Consider the following 20,636-nt stretch of genomic DNA (forward strand, 5'->3'; position numbering starts at 1 on the left):
CTCTCTGCCAAGCCCAAGCGCGTGGCCCTCCGACCACCATGTTCCCATGCCTGCCGACGAGACGTCACCAGTTTTCCCGGAAAGGCCGCAGCTCCGTCAGGAACGACCATGCCGATCGATCCTGGCTGTAGAGATGAAACAGCTCGTCGGCGATGGCCGCAGGCTTGATGAAAAAGTCGTCCGGCTTGTCGCTCATCCGCGCACGCATCCGGGGCGTGTCGATCACGGCGTCGATGAGAACGTAGGCGACGTGTACGCCGAGCGGGCCCATGTCGCGCGCGATCGACTCGGCCAAAATGCGCTGCGCCGCCTTGGTCGGAGCGAAGCCGGCGAAATTGGCCTTGCCCCGGATCGACGACGTGTTTCCGGTCACCAGGATCGCCCCTCGACCACGAGCGATCATGTCAGGAGCCACTTCGCGCGACAAATACAACAGGCCCATCACGTTGACCTCGAAGTTGCCCTTCAGCATCTTCGGATCGATCTCGCGAAAGCTCCCCCATCCTCCTCCAACCGCATTATGGACGAGAACCTCGGCCGCGCCAAAACGCTGCTTGACGTCGGCGACCACCGTCCGCACCTGGCTCTCGTCCGAGACGTCGCACATCGCCGCGTGCACGTCGGGAAGCTCTTGCGCAAGGCGATTGATGAGCTCTGCTGAGCGAGCGAGCGCTATGATACGGAAGCCGCCAGCTGAGAAGCGCTTGACGATGGCAGCTCCCGTCCCCGGCCCCACGCCGGTCACGATCGCCGTTGGTTTCCCGGTCATTCGTCGTCCTCTTCGAGCTACAGTCGGGCCGCGCTGGCATGAATTCGCTCGGACTGCGATTGATGGGAGGCAACCTCATGCGCAGATGCCAGGGCAAGACGAACCGCGACATTCTTGTGGTAGGGTGTCCCCGCAATGGGATCGCGGTTGCCGCTCTCGGTCAGCAGATTGATGCGCGGCCCGCTGATGAGGCGTTCTCCATCCGGCGCAGGATACGCCTGACCGTAGCCGTGGGGGAGCGCCAGCTGGCCGCCCCGCATGGCGTCATCGACCTTGCAGCGCACGACGAGCCGGCCGACCGCCGACTCGACGGCGATCCAATCGCCATCCTTGGCACCGAGCGCTCTCAGATCGCTCGAATTGATCAACATGGCACCGTCCGGATCGTCACGGCGCCACGCGGGATCGCGAAAGATCTGATTGGCGTTGAACATGCGGCGGCCACCGGCCGCCAGCATGAACGGAAACGCCTTTGGAGCACGCGCCGCCTGCGGATCGAGGCACGCCAGCCATTCCAGCATCTGCGGAACGACGAGCCGCACCTTGTGATCCGAATGGCCGATCAACGACCAGACCTCGTCATAGCCGTGACGTGTGACCGCGGTGCCCTGCCGGGCGGAAACGATCGTGTCGAACAGCAGGTCGCCGAGCTGATGATCAGCAACGTCGTCCGATGCGCCGATCGCCCGCCGCACCGCCTGCGGCGTTCGCTTTGCGCAGGCCAACGCCGCGCTCCACAACGGAGCCGCGGCCGCCGTGCCATCCGGAAGCGTCTGCCCCAGCGTGTGATAGAGCACGAGGGCAGCGACCACCTTCGGATTCTCGGCCATGAAGGCACGGAAGGCGGCAGCGAATTCAGGGCGCGAACGCCGTGCCGCCTCACGCAAGGGGGCGAGCGCATTGTCGCCTGGCAGAAGCCCCAGGGCGACCGCAAGCCGCGTGTAGATCTCCGGCTCCGGCAAGGTGCCGGCGAGCGGCGGCAATACGCCGGCACGCACGTGAAAGAAATTGGTCGGAAACTCGAAATTGAACAGGGTGAATTCGGTCTTCTCGTATTGCGACGACGCTGGGAGAACGTAGTGCGCCAGCTGCGCAGTTTCGGTCATCGCAACGTCGACCACCACGCATAGCTCGAGCGAGCGCAGTGCGCGTTCCACCGCCTCGGTGTTTGCCGCGGTGTTGGCGGGATTGGAGCTGTCGATCCAGGCGCAGCGCAATCGGTCAGGATGATCGCTGAGCACCGCTTCGGGGAAGATGTTGGGAGGCAACAGCCCACCTATGATCGCGTCGCCGGTTGGCGCGAACGTCTGGTTCGGTGAGTTGCCCCACAGAGGTTGAAGCCAGCTATGCAGTTGGTTGGTCCCTTTCCGGCCGAAACTTCCGGAAAGCATGATCAAGAGCTTCTCGAGATAGGAGTTGAGCGTCGAGTTGATGCTTTGCTGGATGCCAAGCTCGACGCGCACAACCATGGCCTTCGCCGCTACGATCATCGCGGCGCACCGCTCCAGATCCCCGATCGAGATATCAGCCGCGGCAGCCCATTGTTCGACAGGGATGTCCAGCAGCGCCTGCCTCACTTCCGCGAAGCCGATCGTGTGCTCCTTGATGAACGCATGGTCGATCCTGTCGGAACGGACAAGGGTTGCCAGCAATGCGCCGAGGAGAAACGCATCGGCTCCGGGACGAACCGCGAGATGCAGGTCCGCCATTTCAGCCGTTTCCGTTCGCCGCGGGTCGATGACGATCAGCTTGCGCTCGGGATCCTTGCGGATCTGATTGAGATGATCGCGCGCATTGGGGAAGCCGTGGGCGATCCAGGGATTTGCACCGATGACAAGCAGGAGGTCACAATGATGGACATCCTCGGCCGTGTGGCATGTCTGGCTGCCGAACATGTGGCCGTTGACCCAGAAATCGCCAGTCTTCTCCTGTGAAAGCGCGTTGAACACGCTGCGCGACCCCAGCGCGCGCAACAAGCCACTGGCATAGGCGCCGCCGGCGTGGTTGCCCTGCCCACCGCCACCATAGAGAGCGATGCTCCTGCCACCATGTCTGTCGACGATGTCTTGCAGCCGCGCGGCGATTTCCGAGATCGCGACGTCCCACGCGATCTCGTCAAAGCCGCCGTCGGCGCGACGGCGCAGCGGGGTCGTCAGCCGATCCTTGTGATGCGCATAGTATCGAATCCGGCTCGCCTTGTTGCACAGATATCCCTGCGATTTCGGACTTGAGCGGTCGCCCCGCACTTTCTCGATGCGGCCGTCGTCCACCAGGACTTCAATACCGCAATTTACGTAGCATAGGTTGCAGGCTGTCTTGAGCCAAACTCCGGCCGTCATGGTGACCTCCCTGGTCGTGCTATTTGTCGCAGCGCATCATCGCCGTCGTTCTACGCGGTAGCTTTTGCGTGCAGCCACCGGCGGTCATGCGTCCCGCAGCGAGAATGCCGTCGGATAGTTTCCCGGCTCCCACGGCGCGCGCCAGCACCATTGATCCGACCATGGCCGCGATAGCGCCGGTTGCGATTTGGCGGGCCTGTCGAGGTGGCTCGTCGGGAAGCAGCTCGACAAAGACATCGATCATCTTCTCCAGCTTGGAGGCCAGCGCCTGCTGCTCGCTCGCGCCGGATCGAGCGACATCGACGGCCAGCGTCGGAAGGGCGCACCCCTGTTTGGGATTGTCTCGATGCCGGGAACTCAGATAGTCGGCGATCACCGTCTCGAAGGGTTCGCCATCTTCCTTGTTGTTGGTCAGCTTTTTCCAACGCTCGGTGGTCTGGTCCATTGCAAAGGCGATGGCCTCGCCAACAAGTGCATCGCGCGACTCGAAATAGTTGTAGAAGCCGCCATGCGTCAGGCCGACGAGCTTCATCACGTCGATGACACTGAGTCCTTTGGCCCCGTTCTGTCGTAGGCCGTAGGAGGCCTGCTCGACGATCCGGCGGTGCGTCCGGCGCCTGTGGTTTTCTTCGTAACGCATCGCCACCCCGTTGCGAGCTCTCAAGAGGACCAGCTGTACGCCCGTGCTCATCCCCTTCGAACAGTTCAGGAACCGCGCTTCATTGAAGGCCAATGACAAGATTCAATTGCAATGCCCGTCATCTTATATGATAATCGTCATATAACAACAGATATCAGCAGGAGATTTTGCAATGACCGCCGCTTCCGATCCCGTCGTCATTGTTTCCGCCGCTCGCACGCCACTCGGCCGATTCATGGGCGAGCTGTCGTCCCAGAGCGCCCACAAGCTTGGTGCTCACGTGATCGGCGCGGCGCTGGAGCGGGCGAAGCTGGCGCCTGAAAAGATCGACGAGGTGTTCATGGGCAATGTGCTGCCGGCCGGCCAGGGCCAAGCACCGGCTCGCCAGGCTGCGCGCGGCGCGAAGCTGCCGGATGCGACGGGAGCCACCACCGTCAACAAGGTCTGTGGTTCCGGCATGAAGGCGACCATGCTGGCCCATGACATCATCAACGCGGGATCAGCTGACATCGTGGTGTCCGGTGGAATGGAGAGCATGAGCAATGCTCCCTATCTGCTGACGAAAGCGAGGGGGGGATACCGCGCCGGGCATGACAGGATCATCGATCACATGATGATGGACGGCCTGGAAGACGCCTATGAGACCGGGCGCTCAATGGGCGATTTCGGCGAGGCGACCGCGGAGGCCTATCAGTTCACCCGCAATGACCAGGACGCCTACGCGATCGAGACGTTGACCCGCGCGCGCAACGCGGTCGAAGGTGGTGCGTTCAAGGCTGAGATCGCGCCGATCACGCTGACCGAGAAGACCGGGCCGCGGATCATCGCGAACGACGAACATCCGCTGAAGGTGGATCCCGCCAAGATTCCAGGATTGAAAGCAGCGTTCCGCGCCAATGGAACCATTACAGCGGCCGCCTCCTCCGCCAATGCCGACGGCGCCGCGGCCCTCATCCTCGCAAAGCGCTCTCTCGCTGATCGCGACGGCCTGCCCGTGCTGGCCGAAATCAGAGGGCACGCCACCCACAGCCAGGAGCCGCAATGGTTCACCACGGCGCCGATCCCTGCCATCCGAAAGCTGTTGGACAAGATCGGCTGGAGCGCGGGCGATGTCGATCTTTTCGAGATCAACGAAGCTTTCGCCGTGGTCGCGATGGCCGCACAGAGGGATCTCGGCATTCCCAGGGAGAGGCTCAACGTCAATGGCGGCGCTTGCGCCCTTGGCCATCCCATCGGCGCCACCGGTGCGCGCTTGATCGTGACGCTGTTACATGCGCTCGAAGCGAAAAACCTCAAGCGAGGCGTGGCTGCACTCTGCATCGGCGGCGGTGAAGCGACCGCCATCGCGGTCGAGCGCGTCGCCCGCTGATAACACAGACCATCCCTGCAAAAGGCGCAGCGAGCACCACGAACCGTGGCGCTCGCCGCCCGCCCTGTCTGCTTCCATCATTGCGAAAGTTGAAATGGCTCAAATCGTAGACCAATGCGAAGCAATCGACTCTGCGCCGCCACGCGCGACGACCTCCGGCGCCCTGCCGATTGCGATCATGTCCCTCCTGGCTGCCATGGGAACGCTTGCGACCAACATTTTGCTGCCTTCGCTGCCGCAAATCGCAGTCTCCCTGAATGTCACGAGCGCGGCGGTCACATCCGCCATCACGGTCTTTCTTGCGGTGTTCGGGCTGGGCCAGCTCGTGGTCGGACCGCTCTCGGATCGCTACGGTCGACGCTGGCCAGTCCTGATCGGATTTGCCGTATTCTTCGGCGGCAGCGTCTGGTGCGGCCTGGCCAATGATCTCCCCGGTCTCTTGGTCGGTCGCGCCGTTCAGGCTGCGGGCGCCTGCGCCACGTCAGTGCTGTCCCGCGCCATCGCCCGGGACATGTTCAGCGGGGCCGCGCTGGCACGCGCCTTGGCGCTGATCATGATCGCAATGTCCGCAGCCCCCGGCTTCTCGCCTCTGCTCGGCGGCGCACTCGATCACGCCTTTGGCTGGCGCTCCGAATTCGCTCTCGTCGCGGCCGTTGCGGCTTTCGGCGCGATCGCCTACGCGATCGTCCTCGGCGAAACCCATCACTCGATCCGCGCTCCGCTCAATCCCGTTGCTATCGTCAGGACCTATGCCGGCCTGGCCAGCGATCGTCGTTTCGTCATCCCGGCCGCAACCACGAGCCTGATCATCGGCGGCTTGTTCTCGATGTTTTCGGCTATGCCGCGCCTGTTGATTGAAGCATTGCACTTCACGCCGATCCAGCTCGGCCTTTTCTTCGCCGGCACCGTCTTTATCGTATTCGCCGCCGGTATGCTGGCGACGAGATTGGCACCACGCTACGGGCTCGATGGCCCGATCAAAGCAGGACTATGGGCGACTGCCGCCAGCAGCATTGCGATCGTAGCCATCGCGGTCATCAGCCCCACGTTCCCGCCGTTTCTGGGCGCAATGATCGTCTTTCTCCTCGGCATGGGCGTCGTCAATCCACTGGCCACCGCACAGGCGCTCTCTCCGTTCGGAGAGAAGGCCGGCGCCGCCTCGGCGCTGCTGGGTTTCTGGCAGATGATGACCGCCGCAATCGGTGTATGGCTCGCCGCGACGGTGTCGCATGAAGCCATGTTGGCACTTGGTATCGTCTTGACTGCGTTTTCACTGCTGGCGTTCGGCCTATATGCCCGGCGCTCGCGATAAAGCCCTGCCGACCGGACGCGGCGCGCCAATCGCGTTCAACGGATTGTGTCGGAGGCCGCGGTCCCGCGACGGCTCCAATCGTCCATGTCGCCCAGATCCATGGATTTCTTCCGAATTGACGAGGTCCAACCGTCGCAGGCGGTCGGACTTCGTCACTGACAATCACGCCATCGGCCAAACGACAGCCGTCCTTTGCTCGGCACCATCAAGCAATCCGGTCAGGCGAGGACTCCGATCAGGCGCTCACGGATGATCCGTTCGGCATCCAGCATGATGCGGTCGATCAGTTCCTTCACCGTCGGCACGTCGTGAATAAGACCCGCGACCATGCCACAGCTCCACGCGCCAGCGTCCATGTCTCCGTCGATCATCACCTTGGGATAGACGCCTGCCACCTGATCGTGGATGTCTTCGATCTTGAGCTGCTTCCCCTTCTCGCGCTCGATCTCGAGCAATTGTTCGACGCCCTTGTTCCTCAATACGCGCTCTGTATTCCGCAGCCCACGCATGACCAGCCGCGTGTCGAGTTCGGAAGCGTTGACCAGCGCATTCTTGACGTTCTCGTGCACGGGCGCTTCCTTGGTCGCGATAAAGCGCGTTCCCATGTTCATCCCGGCCGCACCCATCGCAAGAGCCGCGACCAGGCTGCGCGCATCCGCCATGCCACCCGAGGCAACGAACGGAATCTTCAGCTCCTCGGCCGCGCGTGGCAACAGGATCATATTGGGTATGTCGTCCTCGCCGGGATGACCACCGCATTCGAAGCCGTCGACGCTGACAGCGTCACAACCGATCTGCTCGGCCTTCAGCGAGTGCCTGACCGACGTACATTTGTGAATGACCTTGATGCCTGCCGCCTTCAAGGCCGGCATGTACTGCTCGGGACTGCGTCCTGCCGTCTCAACCACCTTGATCCCGCCTTCCCTGATGGCCGCAATGTACTCCGGATAAGGCGGCGCACTGAAGGTGGGTAGGAACGTCAGGTTCACGCCGAACGGCTTGTCCGTCATGTCTCGGCAACGCGCGATCTCTTTGGCCAGCAGTTCCGGCGTCCGTTGCGTCAGACCCGTGATAACTCCAAGTCCGCCCGCGTTCGACACCGCGGCCGCGAGCTCGGCAAACCCGACATAGTGCATTCCACCCTGGATGATCGGATGTTCGATACCGAACATCTCAGTGATCGCTGTCTTCACCAATGCCTCCCATGGAGATTTTCAGATGTCGCGGCCAGCGATGAAAGCGCGCACCTCGTCTCGAAAGGCAGCACCCTCGCTGGACAGGTTGAGCTCCATCGCGAGAGACTCCCTTTACCACTTTTCGCCAAAGGGACGAATCTCCAGTTCAAAGGTCCAGGCGCTTCTGGGCTGCTGATAGAGCAGCCAATAGGATTCCGCGACCGATGACGGCGGCATCAGGAGATCGGGATCATCCAGCGCATTCGGGCCAAGCGCCTCGATCCGCCGTTGGCGAACCCACTCGGTATCGACACCGGAATCGATGATGAGGTGTGCGACGTGAATGTTCTTCGGCCCAAGCTCGCGCGCCATCGCCTGGGCCACGGCCCGCAGGCCAAACTTGGCGCTGGCGAAGGCCGCGTATCCCGCTCCCCCACGAAGGCTCGCCGTCGCTCCGGTGAAGAAGATGTTGCCCTTGCCGCGTGGCAGCATCAGCCGAGCCGCCTCGCGACCGGCGAGAAAGCCGGAATAGCAGGCCATTTCCCAGACCTTCCGGAATACGCGTTCGGTCGTATCCAGAATCGGGAAGTTGACGTTGGCACCGATGTTGAAGATGCAGACCTCCAGCGGCGCGTGCTTGTCAGCCTCGCCAAGGAACGAAATGATCTCCTCTTCCTTGCGCGCGTCGAGGGTCCGCGCGTGAATCTCGCCGCCGGCCTTCTCGATCTCCTTGACCAGCGGCTCGAGCTTGGCGCCATTGCGACGGCCGGCGAACACCGTGAAGCCCTCCGCGGCGAACTTCTTGGCAATCTCCCCGCCGATGTAGTCTCCTGCGCCGATGACGGCCACGGTCGCGTTTCTCTTCTGCAAGGGTGCTCTCCCGGTCACTTGGACATGTTTCGTGCGAACAATTCGGCCGTCCGCGCGGCATGGGCTTCACTCCCACCGCGCCTTGACCCGCCTGCCCATGACGGTCCTGCCAATCGAGGCAGCCGAGGGCGTCGAGGCCGGCGGAAGCTGCATCAGGGGAAGATGTGGTCGACAAGGCGCGGCGATTTCGCCAACGCGCCGCCACGGAACGCGACGGTTCCTGGGCTCCCCATCTTCGACACGCGCAGTCTGGCCGGGGGCATTGGCCACCTGCCTTTCCGCTCCATGATTGATGCGGCCGGGCAGGCCGACAGCAATCTCGCCGCGACTGGTCACCTCCGAACGCTCGACCACGCCTGCCCTCCCCGGCAAAACCACGCCTGCTTTTGCACCAGTGCACTTTTCGCGCTGGCTGGCGTCGCGACATATTACAGTTCTTTTTTAGAACTTGTCAATTGGCAACTGCCGCCGCGCTTTGCTTGAGGTTTTCATGTCGGCGCTTCGGACATTACCATTCACTATTAAACGTACCTGAAACCACCGTTTACAACGCAACCGTCGGCAGCTAGATTAAGTACCAAATTAGAACTAAAAGGGGAGGATCGAGATGGCGGCGAGCCAAGGTGTAGCGATACTTGTGGGTGCTGGGGATGCCATTGGGGCGGCGGTCGCACGACGCTTTGCCAAGGGCGGGTACACGGTATGCATCTGCAGGCGTGATGCGTCCAAATCGCAGGAGCTCGTCTCCGAGCTGAGGGCTGAGGGGCATGACGTTCACGCGTTCAGCGTCGATGCTCGCAAGGAAGCAGATGTCCAAAGCATATTCGCGCGGGTCGAGAAGGAGTTCGGACCGATCGAGGTCTGCCTCTACAATGCCGGCTCGAACGTCAACAAGCCGCTGCTGGACACCACGGAGAAGCTGTTCTTCAAGGCCTGGGAACTTGCCTGCTACGGCGGCTTCCTGGTCGGACGCGAAGCCGCACGCGTCATGCTTCCGCGTGGACACGGCACGATCTTCTTTACCGGCGCGACGGCCAGCGTGCGCGGGGGCCAGGGGTTTGCGGCATTTTCATCAGCCAAGTTCGGACTTCGGGCCGTGGCCCAGGCGATGGCGCGCGAGTTGGGGCCAAAGAACATTCACGTCGTGCATCTCCTGATCGATGCTGGCGTCGACAGCGAGGCCATCCACCAGCGCATCAAGGCCGCGAGAGGGATCGAGGCCGGCGAAATTCCACCAGACAGTCTGACCAAGACGTCTTCCATTGCCGACGCCTATTGGTTCACCCACCAGCAAACCAAGGATGGCTGGACCCACGAGCTGGATCTCCGTCCGTCCATGGAGAAATGGTGACATGAACGCGACACCAGAACTGATCCTGTGGGGCGTTGGGACAAGCCGTACCATTCGTGCGCATTGGGCCATGCAGGAGCTGGGCTTGGTCTACGAGACAAGGCCGATCGGGCCGCGAACGGGCGAGACCAAGACCGCTGAATACACCAAGCTCAATCCGCGCCAGAAGATCCCCTTGCTTCAGGACGGCGACTTCGCCATCGGCGAGAGCGCCGCGATCGTTGCCTACCTGTCACGAATGTACTCCACGGCGGACCATTCGCTGATTCCCGAGGCGCCTCGCGAGTATGCCGCCTGGCTGGAGTGGTGCTTCTTCATCGTCGCGGAGCTGGATTCGACCAGCCTTTACGTGATGCGCCGCCATCGCGCCGACGGGCTCGGTCCCATCTACGGCATTGCGCCGGAGGTCGTTGCCCAGGCCGGCGAGTATTTCCGCCAGCAGTTGCGGCATGTTGAAGTCGCACTCGCGGATGGCCGGCAATTCCTGATGGGCGACCGGTTCACCAGCGCGGACATCCTGCTCACGACGTGCCTCGAGTGGGCCGTCGCCTATGGCGTTGGCATTTGCGACAATGCGCAGCCCTATCTGGAACGTATCAGGAAACGAGACGCGTATCAGCGAGCCGCTACGGCGAACGTGCCTTTGGTGCCGATCACGCCAGCGCCGGCGCAAGTTAACAGCCGACCGTAACTTGCGGCGCATGGGAGGTTAGATCGCTACGCGCACGCTGCGCTCGGCGACCATCTGGTCGATGGCGGCGTCGTCATAGCCCAGTTCGCGCAACACCTCGCGCGAGTGTTCGCCTATTCGGGGAGCGGGCCCTCCGATCATGGCCTCATTGATCTCAAAGCGGGCGGCCGGCTTCGGCTGCCGCACCCGCCCGACGTTCGGCTGATCGAACTCCGCGATGATATTGCGCGCGATCACCTGTTCATTGTGAATGATCTCGCCGCGCCGCAGGATCGGCGCGCAAGGGACGTCAGCAGCGTCCAGACGCTCCAGCCATTCGGCTGTGGTGTGCTGGCTGATATACTCCGCCATCTTGTTGATACGTGCCGTGGCGTTCACCGAGCGCGCCGCTGGCGTTGCGAACCGGGGATCCTTGGCAAGCTCGGGATCGCCAGAGGCCCGGCAGAACCCCTGCCATTCCGAATCCGAAATGGTTCCCGCTGTGATGTAGCCGTCGCTGGTCTTGAACACGAGATCTGGTCGATCGTTGGGATCGGCTGCGACGGCCTCGCCCCCCACCACCGTGTACTGCATCATGCCTTCCGGCCACAGGTATGAGATCATTGCGTCCAGCATGGCGACTTGAATATGGTCGCCATGCCCGGTCTTCTCGCGGGCATAGAGGGCCGCGGCCACCGCCTGCGCCGTGAACACCGCCGTCGTCTTGTCGCATACGATGGTTCGGATCATCTGCGGACGGTTCGTTACCGGCTGCGACTGGATATCGGCAAAGCCCGACAGGCCCTGAATGATCGGGTCATACACGCGCTTCTTCACGTAGGGTCCGGTGTCGCCGACGCCGCTGATCGAGACATAGATCAAGCGTGGATGACGCCGCCGCAATTCATCGACACCGAGACCGAGGCGCTCGGTGGTGCCCGGGCGAAAATTCTGCGCCAGGACGTCCGCCTGCGCGACCAGCTTTGCGAGAACCTCGCGGCCAGCCGTGCTTTTGACGTCGATCGACAATGAACGCTTGCCGCGGTTCGAAGAAATGAACAGCGCCGAAAACTCACCGGCCTTGTCGATCGTAGCGCGGCTGCGCCGGGTAATGTCGCCGCCGATCGGCTCGATCTTCAGAACGTCGGCGCCCTGATCCGCCAGAAACATGGTCGCGAAAGGACCTGACACGACGCCCGTCAAATCGAGGACGCGAACGCCGTTGAGTGGGCCAGGCATGACATTCTCCCTGAGTTAATCTTGCTATGAAGCTGACCGAGCTTTCGTCATGCAGGCCGGGATATCAGCCGCTTCAGGCCTCGATTCCCATGCTTAGGCGGATTTGGAGTCCGGCTGGTGGATCTGCTCGACGATCGACTCCTCGACGTCGCGGAGCTGGTCCTTGCCGAAGAACATTTCCTTTCCAACAAAGAAAGTCGGCGAGCCGAATGCCCCGCGGTTAACGGCGTCCGAGGTCCGATCGATCAACCCCTTCTTGACATCATCCTGCTGCGCGCGCGCAATCAGCCGGTCGATATCGATGCCTGAGGAGACGAATGCGTTCCGGAAGGTTTCGGGGTCATCCATCTTCTTCGGCTCCTCCCACATATGCCGATAGGCCGCGCGGAAATAGGGTTCGAACACACCTTCGAACTGAGCCGCAACCGCGCCGCGCATCAACATCAGCGTGTTGACCGGGAAAAACGGATTCTGTTGAAATTTCGTCGCGTTATATCGCCGAATGAAGCGCTGGGTTTCCAGCGCCTGATACTCCGGCTTGTTCTTGATCCCGCGAAGCGACTCGAAGGGTGACATGTTGCCCGTCGCCTTGAAGATGCCGCCAAGCAGGACCGGAACGTATTCGAATTTCACGCCGGTACGCCGTTCGATTCCCGGAAGGGCCAGCTCCGCCAGGTACGCATTCGGGCTACCGAAATCGAACAGGAATTCAACCTTCAGGGGCATGTCGACTCCTCCCACAGAGCGCACTGACGGTCAGGCTCGGCGATCTTCCAGCCGAGCTCCGGCGACCGTCGACCAATATAGTTCTAAAATTGAACTGTCAAATATGCATGAGATTCCGCTGCGTTGAGCCTACCTTGAGGGTATTGTGTCAACTCTAGTGCCTATCTAGAATGGCATAGGCAGCTTCGGTTCGCTGAAGGATTCGCGCGGACCGGTGCGGGAGAGCAGGAATGAAATGGGACGAACTTGAGGAAGAGCCATGTTCGATGGCTCGGACCATCGGTGTGATCGGCGACCGCTGGACGCTTCTGATCCTCCGCGAGTGCTTCCTGCGCACGCGTCGCTTCGAAGGTTTTCAGTCGGCGCTTGGCATCACGCGCCATTTGCTCGCGGAGCGGCTGAAAAAGCTGGTTCGCCAAGGTGTGCTGCGCCGCATTCCCTATCAAGAGTCTCCCAAGCGCCACGAGTATATCCTGACGCAGAAGGGCCTCGATCTCTATCCGATCATGATGGCTCTCGTGCATTGGGGTGACACCCACATGGTCGACGAACGCGGACGCCCGCTCCTGCATGAGCACCGCAAGTGCGGCAAGATGTTTGATCCCGTGATGGTGTGCTCGGAATGCGGCGAGCCGCTTTCGGCCAAGGAAGTTCATGTCCATCCCGGTCCAGGCGCTCGCCCGGCCTTGGCGAAAGCTTCTCTCGACAAGAAGGCCAAGCCGAAGAGCCGCAGGGTGACGGCGTAACGCAAATCCCCGTCGACCCTCGCTCCGAAGCCCGAGCGAAAGTCTCGCCAGGCTGCTCCCATCGCCCGCTGCGCAACCGCCGGGTCGGGAGACCGACGCAGACCTGCGAGCAATTCGACCAGGCAATGACGAAGCAATCCCAGGGCAGCACGAGGATTCTGGATTGCTTCGCGGAGCCTGCCATCGAGCCGCGCCTTCGCGCGGACCCGTTGGCTCGCAATGACGGGACGAGTGCCTGCGCCGAACGACGAATTTCGTCAGCAGATCCAAGCTGATTTGGCCTGTCCAGTCCTTCTGTGAAAAATAAATTACTTTCGTTTTTTCTGAATATATGATTGTCTAGCGCCATCCCGGCCCGCCGAGAGGGGCGCTTCGCGATCGTCACGAGACGTGGGGCCCGGGGATGCGATGGCCGCGAGCCGGCTGCAGCGGGCTTCGTGCTCGCCGACGAACGGCAGGCTTGCGGACGTGAAGACGCGTGGTCCTGGCGCCCCGAAGCTGGCGCCAAGTCGTTCGGTGATGATGATCCGGACGGCGACGGTGGCTAAAAGCCGGACACCGGGGAGAGCGCGAGATAAGCGTGAAAACCATCGCGCGGGGAATGCCGGGATGTCTCGGCTGAACCTGTGGTGACTGCCGCCTGCTTTTTTTCTGCAGGCGGGCCATGGGTGCGGCCAGCGCCCGGCATTCCCCGCGCCCTCTCATCGAAGAGGGGGCAAACGACCGGCACGCCCCGAACGCGATGTGCGCTGCGGGAACGCCGGGTCATGCCGGAACAAACCGGCAACTGGACGGGGATTTCAACTGGGATGTCAAGGAGAGTGGTGGTGCGCTCGGAGGGACTCGAACCCCCACGGTGTTACCCACTGCCACCTCAAGGCAGCGCGTCTACCAATTCCGCCACGAGCGCAACGAGAAGCCGGGACCAGAGGAAGGGAGGCACCGGTTCAATGGCGCCCGTGTATCAAATGGATCTCGGGGGGACAAGGCCTGCCCGGCCCCTATCGTCAGGTTTTGTGGATGGTTTTTCGCGCCGTCGGCCCTTGATCGGACCTTATCGCGTGGTCGGCGTCGGCGATCGCGGCAGCATCTGCTTGACCTCGACCGCAATGCGGTTGCGGTCGACCAGCACCACCCCATTGGCGATCGGCAGGTTGTTGGCGAGCACCTTGACGTCGTCGGCCTCGGTCGCGTCCAGCTCGATGATGGCGCCGCGGGACAGGCGCAGAACCTGGTGGATAGGCATGGAGCAGGTGCCGAGCACGACCATCAGGTCGACTGTCACTTTATCGAGGGTTGACACTGCAGGACCACCGAAGTCACTGGATTCCGTTACCCGAGACATCACCATGTTGTGGTTAGCCAATGGTTAACAGCCGCGAAACGCTCGACCTCACCAGCTTCGCCGGACCGCCCGGCAACGCCGCGGCGTGGCGCATCTCCGATTCGCTGGTCGCGTATGAAGCGGCGATCGCCTTCATGGAGACCCGCGCGGCGGCGATCGCCACCCATGAGGCCGAGGAGCTGGTCTGGCTGCTCGAGCACCCGCCGGTCTACACCTCCGGCACGTCAGGCAAGCCGGAGGACCTGCGCGATCCGCGCTTTCCCTTCATTGCGACGGGACGCGGCGGCCAGGTGACCTATCACGGCCCCGGCCAGCGCGTGGCCTATGTCATGCTCGACCTCAAGCGGCGCCGGCCGGACGTGCGCGCCTATGTCGCGGCGCTGGAGGAGACCATCATCCGCACCCTCGACGCCTTCAACGTCCGCGGCGAGCGGCGCGAGGACCGCGTCGGCGTCTGGGTCAAGCGCCCCGACAAGGGCGAGGGCTTCGAGGACAAGATCGCCGCGATCGGCGTGCGGCTGAAACGCTGGGTGACCTTCCACGGCATCGCCATCAATGTCGAACCGGACCTGTCGCATTTCCAGGCGATCGTGCCCTGCGGGGTGACCGACCCGCGCTACGGCGTCACCAGCCTGGTCGATCTCGGCCTGCCGGTGAGCATGGCCGATGTCGACATCGCGCTCCGGCAGGCCTTCGAAAGCGTATTCGGCGCCACGCGCGCGGCGCTGCCGGAGACGGCATGAGATCAGGCCGCATCCGGCTGCGGCGGCACGCCGAGCCTGGCGGCGACATAACGGCGCTCCTGGCTCAAGCCGCCGAAGCCGTAGGCATCGGCCCTGACCTCGTCGACATGCAGATAGGTCTCGTGGTGCAGCAGCCCGAGCAACTCGGCCATTGCAGCGAACACCGCGGCGAGATAGGCCGCCTTCTCGTCCTTGGTGTTGGTGCCTTCGGTGACATGGACGTCGATCCAGTAGCTGGCGAGCCCCTGCTCGGCGAGCGAGGCGCCGCCGGCGAACCAGTCCGCCGCATCCGCCTCCGAGACGATGACGGCGGTGACCTTGGGATCCTTGCCGAGGATGCGCGCGGTCAGCGCGGTGATGGTTTCGGCAATGTCCTTCTTCAGCGACGGCGAGCGGCGCTGGCTGGCATAGGTGACGGTGATGAGGGGCATGGTCTTTTTCCCGTGAGGCGGCAACGCCGCGGACGCCCCGTACTTAGCGCAGCGGCCATGATTTCTGTATGCTATGATGAAAGATATCAATGATAAGCATTTCGAATTATAAGACGTCCGATGACACCCACGCTCGACATCGCCGCCGTGCGCGCCTTCATGCTGGTCTGCGACCTCAGCAGTTTCACCCGCTCGGCCGAGGCGCTGGGCACGACACAGGCGGCCGTCAGCCTGAAGCTGCAGAAACTGGAAGCTGCGCTTGGAAAACGCCTGCTGGACCGTTCGCCGCGCGCGGTGCGGCTGACGGCGGACGGCGCGGCCTTCATCGCGAACGCCCGCGCGCTCGTCGCCGCGCACGACCTCGCGCTGGCGGGAACTGCGCCCCGTGTCCGGCCGCGCCTGTCGCTCGGCATCAGCGATCATGCCGCAGGCCCCGAACTGGTGCCGATGCTGCAGCAATTCGAGGCCATCACCACGGACATGAGCCTGTCGGTCGGCATCGGCTTCTCGCGCGACCTGCTCGATCGCTATGATGCCGGCACGCTCGATGCCATCATCATCCGGCAGGAGGCGTCGCGGCGCGGCGGCGAGGCCCTGGCCGAGGACGAGTTCGGCTGGTTCGCGAGCCCGCGCTTTCGCGCGCCCGCCAACGGCCCGCTCCCGCTCGCCACGCTGGCCGCGCCCTGCGGGGTGCGTGCGATCGTGGTCCGCGCCCTGGACAAGGCCAGATTGCCGTTTGTCGAGGCCTTCGTCGGCGGCGGGGTCGCGGCCGTCGCCGCCGCGGCACAGGCCGGCCTCGCGATCGCGCCGCTGGCGCGCCGGATCGCGCCAGGCGGTCTGCTCGACATCGGGCCGGCGCTCGGCCTGCCGAAGCTCGGGCGGTCAAAGGTCATCCTGCATGCCAAGGTCAGCGACGCTGCCAAGCGCGCGGCGCTGCGGATGCTGGCTGCGGCGTTCCGAAGCGCGTCGATGTCGAAGTAATTGACGTCAACGGGACGTGATGTAGCATGTCATCCCAATCGGAGCTCAGGAGCAGCGGCTTGAACCGTCTCTTGACTGCAGCTGACGTCATCAGCGCTGCACCACAGCCGAGCCCGGCGACGCCGGGCGACATCGGCCTCGAACCGCTGCATCGCCACGCGCTGATCCGAACCTCAAATGCGGACGTGCTGCGCGATCTCGCAAGCCGCAAGCTCGGGGCCGAGCGCGTCGATTTCAGGAAGGCCGAACGCTTCGAGGCCATCGTCAACATGATCGAGCTGCAGACGATCGGCCTGTCGTTCGGCACGACGTCGTGCGACATGGTCTCCGACCACCGCGCCGCCGAGTTCCTCAGGCTGCAGATCGCCTTGAAGGGACGTGCGGTCAGCTGCGCCCGTGGCGAGGCGACCGACGTCAACGAGCACCAGTTCGCCGTCGCGCCGGCGGACGTTCCGTGGCAGATGGCCTGCCAGGGCGGTCATCGCCGGCTCACCTTGCGGCTCGATCCGAAGGTGCTGCGGCAGCGGCTCGCGGTGCTGGTCGGCGTGCAGCCGCGCGCCGACTACGCGATCGATCCGGCGATCCCCGCGGCCGACCCGCAGGCCCGCAGCCTGCTACGGCTGCTCGAATTCCTCACCACCCAGCTGAGCGAGCCGGACGCCGCGTTTCCCGCCGCCGTCTACCGCGAGCTGGAAGACGCGGTGCACGTCGCCTTCCTGTGTGCCAGCCGGCATCGCTTCCGCGACGTGCTGATCGATCCCTCCCCGATGCCCGATTTCGGCCTCGTCAAGCGGCTCGAGGATTACATCGAAGCCAATTGGCGCGAGGCGATCACGATCGAACGCCTGGCGCGCGAAGCCGGCGTCAGCGCACGCTCGATCTTCCGCGTCTTCGAGCGCGTGCGCGGCTATTCGCCGATGGCCTTTGCAAAATCCGTCCGCCTGCGCCGCGCGCATGAGATGCTGCGGTCCGGCGATCCGGCGGTGACGGTGGCGGCGGCCGCTGCGGCCTGCAACTTCGCCAATGCCGGACACTTCGCCCGCTACTACCGCGCCACGTTCGGTGAGCTGCCATCGGTCACGATCGCACGGGCGGAGCGCAGATGACGCGTCTCGTACCCGCCGCTCACAGGATCGATTCGAGCGCGCTGCGCAGGCTCTGGTGGCGAAACACGAAGCCGCTCGACAGCGCCTTGTTGGGCACGACACGCTGGCCGCCGAGCAACAATTCCTCGGCAAGATCGCCGCCGATCCGGCGCAGCAGGCCAGCCGGAACGCGCAGCAGCGCCGGACGCCGCAGGCAGCGCGCCAGCTCGGCCGTGAAGGCGAGGTTGCGCAACGGCAGCGGGGCCGTCGCATTCACGGGGCCGGCCATGGTGTCGGTGGCCAGCACATGGGCGATCAGCCGGACCAGATCGTCACGCTCGATCCACGACATCCATTGCAGGCCAGAGCCGAGCGGACCGCCGAGCCCGAACTCGAACGGCGTCAGCATGCGCGCCAGAAAGCCGCCATCGCGGCCGACGACGAGACCGATGCGCAGCAGCGCCACCCGCACGCCATGGGCCTCGGCGCCGCGGGCCGCCTGCTCCCAGGCTTCGCAGAGATCATGGCTGAAGCAGGCATGCGGCTTGGCCGATTCCGTCAGCGGCTGGTCCTGCCACAGGCCGTACCAGCCGATCGCGGAGCCGTTGACCAGCACCTTCGGCTTGCGCGCGAGCCGCGCGATCAGGGCCACGACGGCCTCCGTCGTGGCGAGCCGCGACTGCAGGATCCTGTCACGCTTCGCTGCGGTCCACGGCGCGTTGCCGATCGGCTCGCCGGCCAGATTGACGATGGCGTCGATGCGCGTATCGGAGGCGAGCTGGTCGAGCCTGGTGACCAGGGTGAGTGGCGGCGGCAGGCCAGCCGCACGGCCCGGATCTCGCACCAGCGCGATGACGTGATGGCCGGCTGCGGTGAGGCTCGCGACGAGCCGCGCGCCGATGAAGCCGGTGGCTCCGGTGATCAGGATCGTCTGCGCCGGCGGCAGCGCTGCCACCAATCCGGCCGCATCGGGTTGCGACATGCGCGCAAGGCGCCGTGCGGCGGTGACGTCGCGCAGCCCGCACAGGCCGGCGCCGACCGCGGCGGCCGCGGCAATCCAGCTGAGCAGACCGGCATAGGCCGGCACGATCGCGGTTGGCTGCATCGCCCAGTCGATCAGCAGCGGCACCAGCAGCATCAGGATCGCGCCGTAGTTGATCGCAAGCAGGGTGTGATTGATGCGCTCGCTCGGCGACAGCCTGCGCGTCAGGTCCTCCTCGACGAAATCGGTCAAGGTGATCACGATCTCGGCGGCGAGCACGGCAAGCACGAGCAGCGCGAACACGCCCTGTGGCTGGCACCAGCCGAGAACGGCGAACAACAGGGCATAGAGACCGTTGCGGACGGCGTGCAGCTTCAGCTCGCCTCGCTGCGACGGCCGCCAGGCCAGGCGCTCGGTGAACTCGTGGTGATAGAAGGTATCGAACACGCCCATCACGATCTGAAGGGCGATCAGGGACCACAGCAGCGGCGTCATGGCGCGGACTCCCGGAATGTGGCGCTCTGGCGGATGATGCGGCCGAAGCGCGGATGGACGATCTCGAGCGCGAAGCGGAAGGCGCCGGCGCCGAGATCCGAATGCATGACGGTGAGATCGCCGGGCGTCAGCCATGATGGCAGCGGCCAGCGCCGGCCGGCGAACGCGAAGGTGTAGCCGGCACTATGGAAGGCGAGCGCCCCATCGGTCACACAGACGCGCAGGCTCATGCTGAGCCCCCAGCCGAGATATTCCTCGAGCCCGGTGGGACCGGCGAAGCGTTTGGCCGAATGGATCACCTGCGGGAAGCCGTGCGGACGTCCGCAGATCCGGGTCCAGATCTGGCCGCCGCTGGCGGCGTCCTCCGTCACGGCGACGATCATCGGCACGCCCAGGTCGGCGCGTGTCGGCAGCGGCCCGCCGATCAGCCGCGCCGCCAGGGCAAACCAGCGGCCGGCACGGCTGATCTCCGCCTGATCGACCTCGCCGACATAGACCACCGTCGCACCATCGGCGAGCCGCTTGGAGAAGCGGCGCCAGATCGACACCGGCAGCCGTCCCCAATCCTCCGGCGACAGCAGCGCGCGAAACCGGTGATCGTCGTGGAGCCTTGCAGTGGAGGGCGTCGAGGCTCCGAGATGTCGCAGGCTGACCATGACGCACCCTCCATTTGACCTAGCCGCTGCCGGACCGGGACCGGCCCATCGGCAGCAGGTTTGCAATCTTCTCGCCGAGCCTGATCAGCGCCAGCAGGCGCGGCCGCGGCACCTTCAGCATCTGCACGTACCAGCGGTCGACGAGCTCGGTGAACGCCAGCATGTCGGTCAGCCGCTTGCTCGCGACCGCGCTGATCGAGGGATCGCCGGTCGCCTCCGCCACGCAGGCGCGCAGCGCCGCGATCGCGGGATCGATCTCGCGCTGCTTGCGGCCGGCCGCAATACGCTGGGCCACCTCCCAGATATCGGTCTCCGCCTCGAAATGATCGCGGCGGTCGCCGAGGATCGGCACGCGGCGGATCAGGTCCCAGGCGAGCAGCTCCTTCAGCGAGTTGGACACGTTGGAGCGCGCCATGCCGAGCGTGTCGGCGATGTCCTCCGCCGTCATCGGCTTCTCGGCGAGGTACAACAGCCCGTGGATCTGGCTCACCGAGCGGTTCACGCCCCACTGATCGCCCATGTCGCCCCAGTTGAGGACGAAGCGCTCGACGGCGGAGGGAAGTTTCTTTTTACCGGTTATTTCTGTCATGACAGAAATATCTGACCATCGAGATCAATTGTCAAGAGCGGCCGACGGTGAACCGGCGGACGATTGGAAAGACGGACATGAAGACGCACATTTTGCCGCAGGCGCGAATTGCCCCTGCCCGTT

21 protein-coding genes and 1 tRNA gene are annotated in these 20,636 nt (G+C 64.0%); 9 read left to right on the forward strand and 13 right to left on the reverse strand.

Translation table 11 applies throughout. The annotated features are described in order from the left end of the window. Positions 1 to 64: 64 nt before the first annotated feature. From QQL87_RS25585 to QQL87_RS25595, 3 genes are read right to left on the reverse strand one after another with little or no spacing between them, the layout of a single operon-like run. Complete coding sequence (locus tag QQL87_RS25585; protein WP_284421729.1) at positions 65 to 745, reverse strand: SDR family NAD(P)-dependent oxidoreductase; 681 nt, start codon at positions 743 to 745, stop codon at positions 65 to 67. 41 nt (positions 746 to 786) lie between these two features. Next, positions 787 to 3,108: a molybdopterin-dependent oxidoreductase gene (locus QQL87_RS25590; protein ID WP_284421730.1), complete on the reverse strand. Its 2,322-nt coding sequence runs from the start codon at positions 3,106 to 3,108 to the stop codon at positions 787 to 789. A 19-nt stretch (positions 3,109 to 3,127) separates the two neighbouring features. After that, positions 3,128 to 3,841 (reverse strand): TetR/AcrR family transcriptional regulator, encoded by a 714-nt coding sequence (locus QQL87_RS25595; protein WP_284421731.1) that lies wholly within the window; start codon positions 3,839 to 3,841, stop codon positions 3,128 to 3,130. A gap of 79 nt (positions 3,842 to 3,920) precedes the next feature. Between QQL87_RS25595 and QQL87_RS25600 the strand changes: the two genes are divergently transcribed. Both QQL87_RS25600 and QQL87_RS25605 read left to right on the forward strand, forming a co-directional pair. After that, the gene (locus QQL87_RS25600) at positions 3,921 to 5,117 is read left to right on the forward strand and encodes an acetyl-CoA C-acyltransferase (RefSeq protein ID WP_284421732.1); all 1,197 of its coding nucleotides are present in this window, start codon (positions 3,921 to 3,923) and stop codon (positions 5,115 to 5,117) included. 94 nt (positions 5,118 to 5,211) lie between these two features. Further along, positions 5,212 to 6,429: a multidrug effflux MFS transporter gene (locus QQL87_RS25605; RefSeq protein ID WP_284421734.1), complete on the forward strand. Its 1,218-nt coding sequence runs from the start codon at positions 5,212 to 5,214 to the stop codon at positions 6,427 to 6,429. Between the two features lie 218 nt (positions 6,430 to 6,647). Here QQL87_RS25605 and QQL87_RS25610 read toward each other — a convergent pair whose 3' ends face one another. Continuing rightward, complete coding sequence (locus QQL87_RS25610) at positions 6,648 to 7,622, reverse strand: NAD(P)H-dependent flavin oxidoreductase (protein ID WP_284421736.1); 975 nt, start codon at positions 7,620 to 7,622, stop codon at positions 6,648 to 6,650. A gap of 114 nt (positions 7,623 to 7,736) precedes the next feature. Beyond that, entirely contained in the window at positions 7,737 to 8,474 is a 738-nt protein-coding gene (locus QQL87_RS25615; RefSeq protein ID WP_284421737.1) for an SDR family oxidoreductase, read from the reverse strand. Positions 8,475 to 8,636: 162 nt separating this feature from the next. Between QQL87_RS25615 and QQL87_RS25620 the strand changes: the two genes are divergently transcribed. From QQL87_RS25620 to QQL87_RS25630, 3 genes are all read left to right on the forward strand, one after another. Further along, complete coding sequence (locus QQL87_RS25620; protein WP_284421738.1) at positions 8,637 to 8,957, forward strand: hypothetical protein; 321 nt, start codon at positions 8,637 to 8,639, stop codon at positions 8,955 to 8,957. 124 nt (positions 8,958 to 9,081) lie between these two features. Then, positions 9,082 to 9,825 carry an SDR family NAD(P)-dependent oxidoreductase gene (locus QQL87_RS25625; RefSeq protein WP_284421739.1) on the forward strand — a complete coding sequence of 248 codons (744 nt, stop codon included), beginning with the start codon at positions 9,082 to 9,084 and terminating at the stop codon, positions 9,823 to 9,825. A 1-nt stretch (position 9,826) separates the two neighbouring features. Beyond that, positions 9,827 to 10,516 carry a glutathione S-transferase family protein gene (locus QQL87_RS25630; protein ID WP_284421741.1) on the forward strand — a complete coding sequence of 230 codons (690 nt, stop codon included), beginning with the start codon at positions 9,827 to 9,829 and terminating at the stop codon, positions 10,514 to 10,516. 18 nt (positions 10,517 to 10,534) lie between these two features. Here the strand turns inward: QQL87_RS25630 and QQL87_RS25635 are convergent, their stop codons facing one another. After that, on the reverse strand, positions 10,535 to 11,734 hold the full coding sequence (locus tag QQL87_RS25635) for a CaiB/BaiF CoA transferase family protein (protein ID WP_284421742.1): 1,200 nt from the start codon (positions 11,732 to 11,734) through the stop codon (positions 10,535 to 10,537). Between the two features lie 93 nt (positions 11,735 to 11,827). Then, positions 11,828 to 12,460, reverse strand: coding sequence for a 2-hydroxychromene-2-carboxylate isomerase (locus tag QQL87_RS25640; RefSeq protein WP_284421743.1), 633 nt, complete (start codon positions 12,458 to 12,460; stop codon positions 11,828 to 11,830). A 230-nt stretch (positions 12,461 to 12,690) separates the two neighbouring features. Here QQL87_RS25640 and QQL87_RS25645 point away from each other — a divergent pair, with 230 nt between their 5' ends. Further along, entirely contained in the window at positions 12,691 to 13,206 is a 516-nt protein-coding gene (locus QQL87_RS25645) for a winged helix-turn-helix transcriptional regulator (RefSeq protein WP_284421744.1), read from the forward strand. 825 nt (positions 13,207 to 14,031) lie between these two features. Here the strand turns inward: QQL87_RS25645 and QQL87_RS25650 are convergent. After that, positions 14,032 to 14,116: transfer RNA gene (locus tag QQL87_RS25650), tRNA-Leu, on the reverse strand. 144 nt (positions 14,117 to 14,260) lie between these two features. Then, positions 14,261 to 14,509 carry a FliM/FliN family flagellar motor switch protein gene (locus tag QQL87_RS25655; protein WP_035639045.1) on the reverse strand — a complete coding sequence of 83 codons (249 nt, stop codon included), beginning with the start codon at positions 14,507 to 14,509 and terminating at the stop codon, positions 14,261 to 14,263. A 62-nt stretch (positions 14,510 to 14,571) separates the two neighbouring features. On the opposite strand from QQL87_RS25655, the gene lipB reads away from it, so the two are divergent. Beyond that, positions 14,572 to 15,294, forward strand: a complete 723-nt coding sequence (lipB, locus tag QQL87_RS25660; RefSeq protein ID WP_284421746.1) for a lipoyl(octanoyl) transferase LipB — start codon at positions 14,572 to 14,574, stop codon at positions 15,292 to 15,294. 2 nt (positions 15,295 to 15,296) lie between these two features. On the opposite strand, the gene QQL87_RS25665 is transcribed toward lipB, so the two are convergent. Further along, positions 15,297 to 15,725 carry a tautomerase family protein gene (locus QQL87_RS25665; protein ID WP_284421747.1) on the reverse strand — a complete coding sequence of 143 codons (429 nt, stop codon included), beginning with the start codon at positions 15,723 to 15,725 and terminating at the stop codon, positions 15,297 to 15,299. A gap of 120 nt (positions 15,726 to 15,845) precedes the next feature. Here QQL87_RS25665 and QQL87_RS25670 point away from each other — a divergent pair, with 120 nt between their 5' ends. Continuing rightward, complete coding sequence (locus QQL87_RS25670) at positions 15,846 to 16,706, forward strand: LysR family transcriptional regulator (protein ID WP_284421749.1); 861 nt, start codon at positions 15,846 to 15,848, stop codon at positions 16,704 to 16,706. A gap of 59 nt (positions 16,707 to 16,765) precedes the next feature. After that, a complete protein-coding gene (locus QQL87_RS25675) occupies positions 16,766 to 17,812 on the forward strand; it encodes an AraC family transcriptional regulator (RefSeq protein ID WP_284421750.1) in 1,047 nt (348 codons plus the stop codon). Between the two features lie 19 nt (positions 17,813 to 17,831). Here the strand turns inward: QQL87_RS25675 and QQL87_RS25680 are convergent, their stop codons facing one another. Genes QQL87_RS25680 through QQL87_RS25690 form a run of 3 tightly spaced genes read right to left on the reverse strand, consistent with a single transcriptional unit; the run spans position 17,832 to position 20,513 of the window. After that, the gene (locus tag QQL87_RS25680) at positions 17,832 to 19,268 is read right to left on the reverse strand and encodes a TIGR01777 family oxidoreductase (RefSeq protein ID WP_284421751.1); all 1,437 of its coding nucleotides are present in this window, start codon (positions 19,266 to 19,268) and stop codon (positions 17,832 to 17,834) included. Continuing rightward, complete coding sequence (locus QQL87_RS25685) at positions 19,265 to 19,924, reverse strand: DUF4166 domain-containing protein (protein WP_284421752.1); 660 nt, start codon at positions 19,922 to 19,924, stop codon at positions 19,265 to 19,267. The genes QQL87_RS25680 and QQL87_RS25685 overlap by 4 nt, the downstream gene beginning before the upstream one ends. A gap of 19 nt (positions 19,925 to 19,943) precedes the next feature. Further along, entirely contained in the window at positions 19,944 to 20,513 is a 570-nt protein-coding gene (locus QQL87_RS25690) for a GbsR/MarR family transcriptional regulator (RefSeq protein WP_284421753.1), read from the reverse strand. Positions 20,514 to 20,636: the final 123 nt, after the last annotated feature.

Source organism: Bradyrhizobium sp. SSBR45G (assembly GCF_030159255.1).
Classification (GTDB): domain Bacteria; phylum Pseudomonadota; class Alphaproteobacteria; order Rhizobiales; family Xanthobacteraceae; genus Bradyrhizobium.

Bases quoted from the DNA above. Each gene is read 5' to 3' on its own strand.
- QQL87_RS25635 (WP_284421742.1), bottom strand. From the start codon at position 11,734: ATGCCTGGCCCACTCAACGGCGTTCGCGTCCTCGATTTGACGGGCGTC.
- QQL87_RS25690 (WP_284421753.1), bottom strand. From the start codon at position 20,513: ATGACAGAAATAACCGGTAAAAAGAAACTTCCCTCCGCCGTCGAGCGC.
- QQL87_RS25685 (WP_284421752.1), bottom strand. From the start codon at position 19,924: ATGGTCAGCCTGCGACATCTCGGAGCCTCGACGCCCTCCACTGCAAGG.
- QQL87_RS25680 (WP_284421751.1), bottom strand. From the start codon at position 19,268: ATGACGCCGCTGCTGTGGTCCCTGATCGCCCTTCAGATCGTGATGGGC.
- QQL87_RS25625 (WP_284421739.1), top strand. From the start codon at position 9,082: ATGGCGGCGAGCCAAGGTGTAGCGATACTTGTGGGTGCTGGGGATGCC.
- QQL87_RS25620 (WP_284421738.1), top strand. From the start codon at position 8,637: ATGTGGTCGACAAGGCGCGGCGATTTCGCCAACGCGCCGCCACGGAAC.
- QQL87_RS25605 (WP_284421734.1), top strand. From the start codon at position 5,212: ATGGCTCAAATCGTAGACCAATGCGAAGCAATCGACTCTGCGCCGCCA.
- QQL87_RS25630 (WP_284421741.1), top strand. From the start codon at position 9,827: ATGAACGCGACACCAGAACTGATCCTGTGGGGCGTTGGGACAAGCCGT.
- lipB (WP_284421746.1), top strand. From the start codon at position 14,572: ATGGTTAACAGCCGCGAAACGCTCGACCTCACCAGCTTCGCCGGACCG.
- QQL87_RS25600 (WP_284421732.1), top strand. From the start codon at position 3,921: ATGACCGCCGCTTCCGATCCCGTCGTCATTGTTTCCGCCGCTCGCACG.
- QQL87_RS25670 (WP_284421749.1), top strand. From the start codon at position 15,846: ATGACACCCACGCTCGACATCGCCGCCGTGCGCGCCTTCATGCTGGTC.
- QQL87_RS25645 (WP_284421744.1), top strand. From the start codon at position 12,691: ATGAAATGGGACGAACTTGAGGAAGAGCCATGTTCGATGGCTCGGACC.
- QQL87_RS25640 (WP_284421743.1), bottom strand. From the start codon at position 12,460: ATGCCCCTGAAGGTTGAATTCCTGTTCGATTTCGGTAGCCCGAATGCG.
- QQL87_RS25590 (WP_284421730.1), bottom strand. From the start codon at position 3,108: ATGACGGCCGGAGTTTGGCTCAAGACAGCCTGCAACCTATGCTACGTA.
- QQL87_RS25665 (WP_284421747.1), bottom strand. From the start codon at position 15,725: ATGCCCCTCATCACCGTCACCTATGCCAGCCAGCGCCGCTCGCCGTCG.